This is a genomic window from Nocardiopsis listeri NBRC 13360, assembly GCF_001570765.1.
Lineage (GTDB): Bacteria > Actinomycetota > Actinomycetes > Streptosporangiales > Streptosporangiaceae > Nocardiopsis > Nocardiopsis listeri.
In genome coordinates, this window is the sequence record NZ_BCSH01000021.1 from 1 (window position 1) to 11,764 (window position 11,764).

General features: G+C 67.3%; 8 protein-coding genes. All 8 read left to right on the forward strand.

Annotation, left to right across the window (positions count from 1 at the left end; genetic code table 11):
- Positions 1–503: 503 nt before the first annotated feature.
- The gene (locus tag NLI01S_RS07530) at positions 504–1,163 is read left to right on the forward strand and encodes an HAD family hydrolase (protein ID WP_067601355.1); all 660 of its coding nucleotides are present in this window, start codon (positions 504–506) and stop codon (positions 1,161–1,163) included.
- Positions 1,164–1,242: 79 nt separating this feature from the next.
- Positions 1,243–1,701 (forward strand): DUF6912 family protein, encoded by a 459-nt coding sequence (locus NLI01S_RS07535; protein WP_067601357.1) that lies wholly within the window; start codon positions 1,243–1,245, stop codon positions 1,699–1,701.
- A gap of 129 nt (positions 1,702–1,830) precedes the next feature.
- Entirely contained in the window at positions 1,831–2,526 is a 696-nt protein-coding gene (locus NLI01S_RS07540) for an HAD family hydrolase (RefSeq protein ID WP_067601359.1), read from the forward strand.
- Between the two features lie 527 nt (positions 2,527–3,053).
- A complete protein-coding gene (locus NLI01S_RS07545) occupies positions 3,054–7,928 on the forward strand; it encodes an NAD-glutamate dehydrogenase (RefSeq protein ID WP_067601361.1) in 4,875 nt (1,624 codons plus the stop codon).
- A gap of 92 nt (positions 7,929–8,020) precedes the next feature.
- Complete coding sequence (gene prfB / locus NLI01S_RS07550) at positions 8,021–9,133, forward strand: peptide chain release factor 2 (RefSeq protein ID WP_067601363.1); 1,113 nt, start codon at positions 8,021–8,023, stop codon at positions 9,131–9,133.
- A 373-nt stretch (positions 9,134–9,506) separates the two neighbouring features.
- On the forward strand, positions 9,507–10,196 hold the full coding sequence (gene ftsE / locus NLI01S_RS07555) for a cell division ATP-binding protein FtsE (protein WP_067601365.1): 690 nt from the start codon (positions 9,507–9,509) through the stop codon (positions 10,194–10,196).
- Positions 10,197–10,284: 88 nt separating this feature from the next.
- Positions 10,285–11,196 carry a permease-like cell division protein FtsX gene (gene ftsX / locus NLI01S_RS07560; protein WP_223809155.1) on the forward strand — a complete coding sequence of 304 codons (912 nt, stop codon included), beginning with the start codon at positions 10,285–10,287 and terminating at the stop codon, positions 11,194–11,196.
- An 81-nt stretch (positions 11,197–11,277) separates the two neighbouring features.
- A complete protein-coding gene (smpB, locus tag NLI01S_RS07565) occupies positions 11,278–11,742 on the forward strand; it encodes an SsrA-binding protein SmpB (RefSeq protein WP_067601371.1) in 465 nt (154 codons plus the stop codon).
- Positions 11,743–11,764: the final 22 nt, after the last annotated feature.

The window sequence follows — 11,764 nt, forward strand, 5'->3', positions numbered from 1 at the left end:
CCGAGCGACGCCCGACAACCCCAAGGCTCCCGACCTCAGGCTTCCCACCGGCCACACCCGACACCCGACACCCCACACCCCACACCCACCCCTTTGGAATCACCCGTCCAGGCAGTGTTTTTCAGCGCCTCCGCTTCGCTTTGGCCCACCCGTCGCCCGCCACGACCCTCAACGGACGGCCTGGCGGCCGACGGCCCTGCCTTGTTCGGGCGCCTGGGAGTCGGGAACCTTCGGCACCTTTGGTGTGATAGCGAAAAAGCGTGCTACCCCACCGCAGGCACCTCCCCGGCTTGCCGAAGAACAGGGCCTGACGGCGCCCGAACGGGTAATCCCCCGTGGTTCACCGAACCGGACCCGGGTCGGCGGTGGAATCTTCGGGGCGAGTCGTTCGGTTCGCGAGGTTGAGTCGTGCGGGGAACGGGAAGAACGGTTCCCCGCCCGACTCCTCGGCCTTGGAGGAGCCGGGCGGGTGGTTCCTACGGCCCACCTGAGGAGGCGATCGGATGAACCGCACCACCCGACGAGGGGTCATCTCCGACTGGGGCGGTGTACTCACGCCGCCACTGATCGACGGGATCCGGGGCTGGCTCCAGGACGACGCGATCGACGTCGACCACTACTACGAGGTCACCCGGCCCTACTTCGACGGCAGCCTGGCCGACAACCCCGTGCACGCCTTGGAGCGCGGCGAGATCGACACCGCCGAGTTCGAACGGGACCTGGCCGCGCTGCTGCGCTCCACCCACGGTGGCCCGGTCGAGGCCGAGGGACTCATCCACCGGATGTTCTCCCGCTTCGATCCGGTCCACGGCATGTACGAAACGCTTCGGTCGGCCCGGACCGGCGGGCACGCCACGGCGCTGCTGTCCAACTCCTGGGGCAACGGCTACCCGCGTGAGCGCTTCGCGGCCACCTTCGACACCGTCGTCATCTCCGGTGAGGTGGGCATGCGCAAGCCCGAGGAGCGCATCTACCTGCACACCTGTGAACGGTTGGGGCTCGCGCCCCAGGAGTGCGTCTTCATCGACGACCTCGAACACAACGTCACCACCGCCGAGTCCCTCGGAATGACCGGCATCCTGCACACGGACGTGGACAGCACCCGTGCGGCGCTGACCCGCTTCCTGGTCCCGGAGGGCGACCACCAACGCCAGCCGGCCTGATCCACACCGGGGCGCGGGTCCGGTCACCTCGGGTCCTTTGGGAAACTCGTAGTGAACCCGATCGCGCCCTGGAGTCTCGATGTACGTCTTCCTGCCCAGCACCGTCCCCGCACTGGCCGCCCTCCTCGACGAGGGCCGCCTGGAGGGCGAACCCCTGACCGCCTTCACGGCCGAACCGGAGCCCGGCGGTGACCCGGAGGAGGCCGAGTACGAGGCCATGTACGCGGCCGCGGAGGAATCGTTGCGGTTGCTGGCAGCCGACCCGCGGGCCCCGCGCCGACGTGTGGTCCTGACCGCCGAGATGCCCGACCACATCGTCGAACACCAGGACCGGCACGGTGACGGCGTCGCGCGGGTGAGCGTTCGGGCGAGCATCCCCTACAAGAAGCTGAAGGCGGCACACGTGGACGACGAGCGAGCCGTCGCGGACGTCACCAAGGCGGTGGAGGACCCCGGGTCCGGCGCCGCCGACGACCACGAACTGCTGTGGTTCGCCGTCCAGGAGATCCGTTACGTGGTCGAGGACCTCCACGGCTGACGCTCGGGGTAGGGCACGGGGGCGGTTCCGGTCGGACCCGGACGCGGATTCCCCCCTTATGAGGCCATCCGGCACAATGGGTGGCGTCCCGAAATCCCGAACGCCGAGGAGTAAGCCATCAGCCGCCTGGTGCTATGGAACATCGACCTCACCCTCCTCGACGTCGGTCAGGTCATGCGGGTCGCCTACGCGGAGGCCTTCGAGAAGGTCACCGGTGAACCGCTGGTCTACCTGACGTCGGCCGCGGGCCGCACCGACTCGGAGATGTTCTTCGAGTTCTGCGCCCGCAACTACGTCGACTTCGAAGCCGACACCGATACGTTGGCCGACTTCCTGGCCGCGTTGGAGACGTCGTTCGTCTCCCGTGGCGACCAACTGTTGGCCAAGGGGCGTGTCCTGCCCGGCGCCTCGGCGTCGTTGGCCGCGGTGGCGTCCATGCCCGACACCGTCCAGACGGTGGTCAGCGGCAGCACCCGGGCCAACGCCACCGCCAAACTGGTGGCCTTCGGTCTGGACACCTACCTCGACCTGGCCGTGGGCGGGTTCGGGTCGGTCAACTACCCCAAGGCGAGCCTGATCCAGTCCATCCGCCTCCACGCCTCGGGCGAGGGCGGACGAGCCTACACGGAGGAGGAGACGGCGTTCATCGCCGGTTCCGTCCCGGACGTGCGGGCCGCGCTGATCGGTGGGGCCACCCCCATCGGTGTCCTCAGCGACTCCTCCACCGAGGGGCAGCTGCGGGACGCCGGGGCACAGATCATCCTGCCCGACCTGAGCGACCCCCGGGCCGTGATGACCGCCGTCCACCAGGCCACCACGAGTTAGGCGGTGTTGGTCGGCGCCCCCGTTTCGCTTCGGCGTGTTCGGGCGCCGTGGTCCACGAGACGGCGGTCGGATACACCGCTCCGAGGTTCGGCGACGTCTTCGTAACGACAGCGGGCGCCGTCGGCGAGAAGGTCGTTTCTCCTTCGTGTACTGGTGTGAACCACCGCGATTCCGTCCACATCAACGCGAAGCACCGTGTATCGGTGTCGGTACTGTTCTCGGGGGGCGAAACCAGTAGCCTGGTCGGGGTCCCCGCTACGGTGGGGGCCGGGCCCCCGCTCTCGGGGTGCCCAGAGGTGGGAACAACGGTGTTCCCGACCTCGCTTCACGTCACCTGTGCGCACAGGTACCGACCCGACCACGACGACTCCGGTTCCCTGGCGCCCCAAGGGGGTCACGGAAACCCACAGTCGAACACGGAAGTTCACGGATCCGACGGTTCGGCGGGACGACCGGCCGACACGTCACATGACCCGCTGTCCTTCGCGACGCTCGTCCGACGCCGCTCACAAAGGAGTGAGATCCCTATGTCCGGGCAATCCGACGTCATTCTCCAGAAGCTGCTCAACGACGCGGCCTCTCGGTGGCAACCGGGGGCTCGCCTGAGCCCCGAGGCCGCCGACACGGTCCGCCGCTTCCTTCCCCTCTACTACCGCCACACGGACCCCGAAGAGATCGCGGATCGTTCCCCCGAACAGATCTGCGGCACCGCCGAGGCGCACCGTTCCTTCGGCGCCGAGCGCACACCCGGGCGCGCCAAGGTCCGCGTCTACACCCCGGACCCCGAACGTGACGGTTGGGAACAGCAGTCCAGCGTCGTCGAGGTGATCACCGACAACGCGCCCTTCATCGTCTCGTCGGTGACCATGGCCCTCGCCGACCTCGGTGCGGGCGTACGCGCCATCATCCACCCCCAGATGACCGTCGGGCGTGACCTCTCCGGCCGCCTGATCGAGGTCGACCCGGAGATCGGCGGCGACGGCCTGCTGCCCGTCGACGAGTCCTGGATGCACATCGAGATCGACCGGCAGGGCGATCCCGAGCGCGTCAAGGAGATCACCTCCCGTCTGGAGAACGTCCTCGGCGACGTCCGCCAGGTGGACGAGGACGCCGCCAAGATGAGTGACCGGATCTGCCGGATCGCGGACGAGCTCTCCGTCGACCCCGACCCCTTGGTCGCCGGAGGCGTCGACCCGCGCGAGGTCGGCGAGAGCGTCGACTTCCTGCGTTGGCTCGAAAGCCGTCACTTCACCTTCATGGGGTACCGCGAGTACGCCCTGGTCACCGACGAGAACGGGGACGACTCCCTGCGTCCGGAACCCGGCACCGGCCTGGGCATCCTGCGCATGGACCCGCCGGCCTCCACCGGATTCGCGGCCCTGCCGCCGGAGATCCGGGCCAAGGCCCGCGAGCCCTACATCCTGGTCCTGACCAAGGCCAACTCGCGCGCCACCGTCCACCGCCCCAAGTACCTCGACTACATCGGCGTCAAGAAGTTCGACGCCCAGGGCAACATCGTCGGTGAGCGCCGCTTCCTCGGACTGTTCACCTCCCAGGCCGACAACACGGGCATCGGGGAGATCCCCATCCTGCGTCGCAAGCGGGCCGAGGTGCTGTCCCAGGCCGGGTTCGACGCCGAGAGCTACAACGGCAAGGACCTCATCGAGCTGTTGGAGACCTTCCCCCGCGAGGAACTCCTGCAGATTCCGGTCGGCGAGCTCTACAGCATCGTCCGGGGCGTCCTGCGCCTGCGCGAGCGCCGCGGCACCAAGCTGTTCATGCGCCGCGACCCCTACGGTGGCCGCTACATGTCCTGCTTCGTGTACATGCCGCGCGACCAGTACAGCACCCGCGTGCGTCTGGACATCCAGGAAGTGCTCACCGAGGCCTTCCAAGGCGCCACGATGGACCACCACGTGATGATCGGTGCCGCGCCACTGGCGCGCCTGTACCTGGTGGCCCGAGCCGAACACGGGCGCACCCTCGCAGACATCGACCAGGTCGCACTGGAGGAGAAGGTCCGCGAGGCCGCCAGGTCCTGGGACGTCGACTTCGACGACGCACTCGTGGACGAGTTCGGTCCCACCCGCGCCACCGGCTTCAAGGAGCGTTACGGCGCCGGCCTCACCGAGGCCTACAAGGTCGACAACACCCCGGTCACCGCGGCCAAGGACATCGAGCGCGTCGAAGACCTCCTGAAGCGCTTCCCCTCCGATGAGCGCAGCGGTGAGTTCTCCGTCGCGCTCTACCGGGACGACGAGACGAACGACACCGCCTGGCGGTTCCGTCTGGTCCGCCTGGACGAGCCCCTCTCGCTCTCCCGCGTCCTCCCGGTCCTGGAACACCTCGGCGTCGAGGTGGTGGACGAACGTCCCTACTCCCTCGAAGTGGAGGACGTGGGCAGGATCTGGATCTACGACTTCGGACTCGGGGAGTTCCCCGCGTCGGACCTGCCGCCCGAGCGCATGAGGGCCCTCTTCGAGGAAGCGTTCGACGCCTCCTGGCGCGACCGGGCCGAGTCCGACCGCATCAACGCCCTGGTCGTCCGGGCCGGGTTGGACTGGCGTCAGCTCACCGTCCTGCGCGCCTACGGCAAGTACCTGCGTCAGACCGGCTCCACCTTCACCCCCGACTACCTGGCCGACGTCCTCGTCGCCAACGCCGGGGTCACCAACCTCCTGATGGAGCTCTTCGAGGCCCGCTTCGACCCGGACCGGCCCGACGAGGGGCGCGAGGAACGCGCCGACACGCTGGTCGCCAAGATCGAGTCCGAACTGGAGGGCGTGGCGAGCCTGGACCACGACCGCATCCTGCGTTCGTTCCTCGCCGTCATGCGGGCCACCCTGCGCACCAACCACTACCGGCACGGTTCCGAGGGGCGGCTGGTGTTCAAGCTCAACCCGCAGCGTATTCCGGACCTGCCCCAGCCGCGGCCCCGACTGGAGATGTACGTCTACTCGCCGCGCGTGGAGGGCGTCCACCTGCGCTTCGGTACCGTCGCACGCGGTGGCCTGCGTTGGTCCGACCGCTTCGAGGACTTCCGCACCGAGGTCCTCGGCCTGGTCAAGGCCCAGATGGTGAAGAACTCCATCATCGTGCCCGCCGGCGCCAAGGGCGGGTTCGTCTGCAAGCGCCTGCCCTCGGGCGGCGGCCGTGAAGCGGTGATGGCCGAGGTCGTCTCCTGCTACAAGCAGTTCATCAGCGCCCTGCTGGACATCACCGACAACCTCGTCGACGGTCGGCTCGTGCACCCCGACCGCACCGTCCGGCACGACGGTGAGGACTCCTACCTGGTGGTGGCCGCGGACAAGGGCACCGCGTCCTTCTCCGACATCGCCAACGGCATCTCCGCCGAGCGAGGCTTCTGGCTCGGCGACGCCTTCGCCAGTGGTGGCTCGGTGGGCTACGACCACAAGGGCATGGGCATCACCGCCCGTGGCGCCTGGGAATCGGTCAAGTACCACTTCCGCGAGTTGGGCGTGAACGTCCAGGAACAACCCTTCACCGCCGTCGGCATCGGTGACATGTCCGGTGACGTGTTCGGCAACGGCATGCTGCTGTCGAAGCGGACCAAGCTCGTGGCGGCCTTCGACCACCGGCACGTCTTCCTGGACCCCGACCCCGACCCGCACACCTCCTGGGTGGAGCGCAAGCGCCTGTACGAGCTGCCGCGCAGCACCTGGGAGGACTACTCCACGGACCTGATCTCCGAGGGCGGCGGCGTGCACCCGCGCTCGGCCAAGTCCGTGCCGATCACCCCACAGGTCCGCGAGGTCCTGGGCATCGACGAGGACGTCACCGAACTCACCCCGGACGAGCTCATCCAGCGCGTCCTGACCTCACCGGTGGACCTGCTGTGGAACGGCGGCATCGGCACCTACGTCAAGGCGAGCTCCCAGAGCCACGCGGAGGTCGGTGACAAGGCCAACGACCCCGTGCGCGTGAACGGGGCCGACCTACGGGTGAAGGTGGTCGGGGAGGGCGGCAACCTGGGCATGACCCAGCCGGCCCGGATCGAGTACGCCCGCAACGGCGGCCGACTCAACGCCGACTTCATCGACAACTCCGCCGGTGTGGACACCTCCGACCACGAGGTCAACATCAAGATCATGCTCGACCGCGAGGTGCGGGCGGGCGAGCTGGACAAGGACGAACGCGACCGGCTGTTCATCGACATGACCGACGAGGTCGCCTCGCTGGTCCTGGACAACAACTACGCCCAGAACACGGTGCTGGCCGCCGCGCGCAAGCAGAGCTACGAGATGCTGCACGTCCACGGCCGCTACATGCGTCACCTGGAGCGCGCCAAGGTCCTCAAGCGCAAGCTGGAGGACCTGCCCTCCGACAAGGCCATCGCCGAGCGCCGCGCCGCGGGCAAGGGGCTGACCGGTCCCGAGTTCGCCACGCTGCTCTCCTACACCAAGATGAGCCTCAAGGAGCAGATCGCGCTCTCGGACCTGGCCGACGACCCCTACCTGGTGCCGACCCTGACGGACTACTTCCCGAAGCCGCTGCGCGTGCAGGCCTTCGCCGACGAGGTGGCCGCGCACCCGCTGCGCAAGGAGATCATCGTCAACCAGGTGACCAACCAGTTGGTCAACAGGTCCGGGATCACCTACGCGTTCCGTCTCAACGAGGAGCTGGGTTCCAGCGCCGCCGACATCGCCAGGGCCTACCTGGTGACCCAGGAGGTCCTGGGACTGCGGAAGCTGTGGGGTGAGCTGGAGGACCTCGACCACGAGATCACCGTGGACAACCAACTCGTCCTGCTACTGGAGGCCCGCAAGCTCGCCGAGCGTTCCACCCGGTGGCTGTTGCGCAACCGCAGCTTCCCGTTCGACATCAGCACCGAGATCGGTTTCTTCGCCGAGGGTGTGGGCGAGGTGCTGCCACAGCTGGTCGACCTGCTGCGCGGCCGTGACCGGGAGGCGTTCGAGGAGCGTCGCGACCGGTACGTCTCCCGGGGGGTGCCCACCGGGCTCGCCGAGCGCGTCGCGGTCATGGTGCCCGCCTACTCCACGCTGGACCTGGTGGAGATCGCGCACCGTACCGGACGTCCGGTGGGAGAGGTGGCCGCGCTCTACTTCGAGCTGGCCGACCGGTTCAACCTCAGCTGGTGGCGTGAGCGGATCATCGACCTGCCGCGCGACGACCGCTGGGCGACCATGGCCCGAGGCGCACTGCGCGACGACCTGTACGCCGCGCACGCCGACCTGACCGCGCGGGTCCTGGAGTCCGGTGACTCCACGTCCGTCGGTGGGCTCATCGCCGACTGGACGAAGGCCAACGAGAGCGCCGTTCAGCGGTCCGGGATCACCCTGTCGGAGATCCAGGAGAACGAGCGCTTCGACCTGGCCACCCTGTCGGTGGCCCTGCGCTCCATCCGTTCCCTGGTCGTCTAGGGAGACCGGAATGGGGCACGTGGAGTGTCCCGGGTGGACCTCGCACCGTCAGGTGTGGGGCCCACCCCTTTGTTGGGTCCTACACTGGGTGCGTGGCAGAACTGGACCCGGCAGAGAAGATCAAGGAACTCGCGGCGACCCTGGCGAGTGTGACCGCCGTGTTGGACCTGGAGGCGATGCAGACGCAGATCGCCGAACTGCGCGAGCAGTCCGCCGACCCCGAACTGTGGTCGGACCAGGACAACGCGCAGAAGGTGACGCGTCGACTCTCGACACTGGAGTCCATGGTCAACAAGGTCGACGGCATCGGGCAGCGTCTGGAGGACCTCGGAGTGCTCTACGAGCTCGCCGAGGCCGAGGACGACCCCGACACCCGCGCCGAGGCGGACCGCGAACTAGAGCAACTCCGTAAGGAGATCGGCGAACTCGAGGTGCGTACGCTCCTCAACGGCCCGCACGACGAGAGCGAGGCCATCGTCAGCATCAACTCCCAAGCGGGTGGTGTCGACGCGGCCGACTGGGCGCAGATGCTCCAGCGCATGTACCTGCGTTGGGCGGAGCGTCACGGTTATCCCACGGAGGTCTACGAGACCTCCTACGCGGAGGAGGCGGGCATCAAGTCCACCTCGTTCGCGGTCAAGGCCCCCTTCGCCTATGGCACGTTGCGGGGGGAACACGGTACCCACCGCCTGGTGCGTATCTCGCCCTTCGACAACCAGAACCGGCGCCAGACCTCGTTCGCGGGTGTGGACGTGGTGCCGATGGTGGAGAAGAGCGACCACATCGATATCGACGAGACCGAGCTGCGCGTGGACGTGTACCGTTCCAGCGGTCCCGGTGGTCAGGGCGTCAACACGACCGACTCGGCGGTGCGCATCACCCACCAGCCGACCGGCATCGTGGTCTCCTGTCAGAACGAGCGTTCCCAGCTCCAGAACAAGGCGACCGCGATGACGATGCTCCAGGCCAAGCTCTTGGCCCGCAAGCGCCAGGAGGAGCAGGAGGCCCTGGACGAGATCCGTGGTGACTCGGTGAGCAGCTGGGGTACCCAGATGCGCAACTACGTCCTGCACCCGTACCAGAACGTCAAGGACGTGCGCACCGGTATGGAGACCGGTAACCCGTCGGCGGTGCTCGACGGTGAGATCGACGCCTTCATCGACTCGGAGATCCGCTGGATGCGCAACCAGGAGAAGCAGGAGTAGGGGCGAGGCACGCCCCGAACACCGACCGGTGCTCCTCCGCCACCTGGGCGGGGATGCGCACGGTCGTGGACCGATCACCCCGGGTCGCCGAATTCGGCGGGTCCGGGGTGACGTGTCCCAAAGGTGATGGTCACGACGCCGCAGTTTTACCGGAACTGCTATATGTGAACGTTATCATCGGTTGACACCTCCGATATGCTCGTGGCTGTTGTCCGATAGTGCGCTGATCTCCACAGATCGCTTGGGCGAGACGGGACCTGGACAATCCGGGCCCCTGTCCCCTCTAAACTGTCGGTGGCCATGCGGCCGGTACGATCCCGCGCGGAGCACTTCCGCCGGGTGCCCATACCTTCGAGAGCCTTGTGATGCGCCTGTGATCCACTTCGATAACGTCACCAAGCAGTACCCGACTCAGAAGCGCCCCGCGCTCGACGGTGTTTCCATCGACGTGGACAAGGGCGAGTTCGTCTTCCTGGTCGGACCATCCGGCTCGGGTAAGTCGACCTTCCTGCGCTTGGTGCTGAAGGAAGAGAGGCCCGACAAGGGCCGCGTGCACGTCGCGGGCAAGGACTTGGCGCGACTGTCCAACTGGAAGGTCCCGCACCTGCGCCGCCGCATCGGCTGTGTCTTCCAGGATTTCCGCCTGTTGCCGAACAAGAACGTTTTCGAGAACGTCGCCTTCGCCCTGGAGGTCATCGGTAAGCCACGGCGGTTCATCAAGAAGGTCGTGCCCGAGGTCGTCGAACTCGTCGGCCTCGAGGGCAAGGCCGGTCGCATGCCGGGTGAACTCTCCGGTGGTGAGCAGCAGCGTGTCGCCATCGCCCGCGCGTTCGTCAACCGCCCGCAGATCCTGCTGGCCGACGAGCCCACCGGAAACATCGACCCGGCGACCTCCATCGGCATCATGAAGGTGCTGGACCGAATCAACCGCACGGGAACGACCGTCGTCATGGCGACGCACGACGCCGCCATCGTCGACTCCATGCGCAAGCGTGTGATCGAGCTTGAAGAGGGCTTGGTAGTGCGCGACCAGATGAGTGGCGTCTACGGCCAGGCGTACTGACCCCTGGTACGTTCGTCGCCGGGCCTCGGTCGGCGACCCCGAGACCACCGGCATGGCGAAGCCCCGAAGGATGGACCTTTAACAGATCATGCGAGCACAATTCGTTCTCTCCGAGACGTGGATCGGCCTGCGTCGCAACCTGACGATGACCATCGCCGTCATCACGACGGTGGCCATCTCTCTCACCTTGTTCGGTGCCGGTCTACTGGTCAACCAACAGGTCGCCGAGATGCGCAACTACTGGGACCAGCGGATCACGCTGACCATCTACATGTGCAACGACATCTCGCCGACCTCGACGTGTCAGGAGAACGGCGCCGCGGGCGAGGGCGACCGTGAGGCCCTCGAACAGCAGCTTGAATCGCTCAACGAGGTCGAAAGCTTTCGGTACCTGACCGAGGCCGAGGCCTGGCAGGACTTCCAGGAGCGCATCGGCTCCTCCAACGAGGCCCTCGCCGAGGCCGCCCAGGAAGGTGACATCCCGGACAACTACCGGGTGCAGCTCACCGACCCGAACCACTACGACGCGGTGCGCGCGGCCGTGGACGGGGCCGACGGCGTCGACTCCGTCTCCAACGACCAGCGCGTCCTGGAGCAGTTCTTCGGTCTGCTCGAGGGGCTCAAGTGGGCCGCCCTGATGGTCGCGGGTGTGCAGCTGGCCGCCGCCGCGCTGCTCATCGGCAACACCATCCGGCTATCGGCCTACAGCCGTCGTCGGGAGACCGGCATCATGCGCCTGGTCGGCGCGTCGAACTTCTACATCCAACTGCCCTTCCTCCTCGAGGGCGCCATCGCCGGTTTCATCGGTGGTCTGATCGCGTCCGGGTTCATCGTGGCCACCAGGTACACGCTGCTCACCCGGATCGAGGAGTGGTTCCAGTTCGACGTGGCCCTGGGCGCGGGGGCGCTGCTGTACGTCATCGGTGTCTCGATGATCCTCGGTGTGCTCCTGTGTACCGTGACCTCGTTCCTCACCCTGCGCCGCTACCTCAAGGTCTGACGGCACCACCGTCGGAAGGGACCGGCGGGCGCGGGACACCGGGGGGCCACTGGCCCCCCGGACTGATGAAGGGATCCATCCGTGGCCAAGGAAACCGGGCACAAGATGATCGCCCAGAACCGTAGGGCGCGGCACGACTACCACATCGACGACACCTACGAGGCGGGCCTGGTCCTCACCGGGACCGAGGTCAAGTCCCTCAGGGAGGGGCGCGCCTCGTTGGTGGACGGCTTCGCGCACATCCACGATGGTGAGGTGTGGCTGGAGGGCGTGCACATCCCGGAGTACTCCCAAGGGACGTGGACCAACCACTCCGCCCGCAGATCACGTAAACTACTCCTGCACCGCGAGCAGATCTCCCGGCTGATCGGTAAGACCCGGGAGCCCGGGCGCACCCTGGTTCCGCTGTCCCTGTACTTCAGCGACGGTAGGGCCAAGGTCGAGATCGCTCTGGCCCGCGGTAAGCGTGAATACGACAAGCGCCACGCCCTCGCCGAACGTGAGGCCAAGCGCGACATGGAACGCGCGCTTCGCCGTCGGCGGTAGCGGTTTCCTCGTTGAGGCGCCT

Coding starts and splice junctions, on each gene's coding strand:
- NLI01S_RS07530 (WP_067601355.1), top strand. CDS start 504: ATGAACCGCACCACCCGACGAGGGGTCATCTCCGACTGGGGCGGTGTA.
- NLI01S_RS07535 (WP_067601357.1), top strand. CDS start 1,243: ATGTACGTCTTCCTGCCCAGCACCGTCCCCGCACTGGCCGCCCTCCTC.
- NLI01S_RS07545 (WP_067601361.1), top strand. CDS start 3,054: ATGTCCGGGCAATCCGACGTCATTCTCCAGAAGCTGCTCAACGACGCG.
- ftsX (WP_223809155.1), top strand. CDS start 10,285: ATGCGAGCACAATTCGTTCTCTCCGAGACGTGGATCGGCCTGCGTCGC.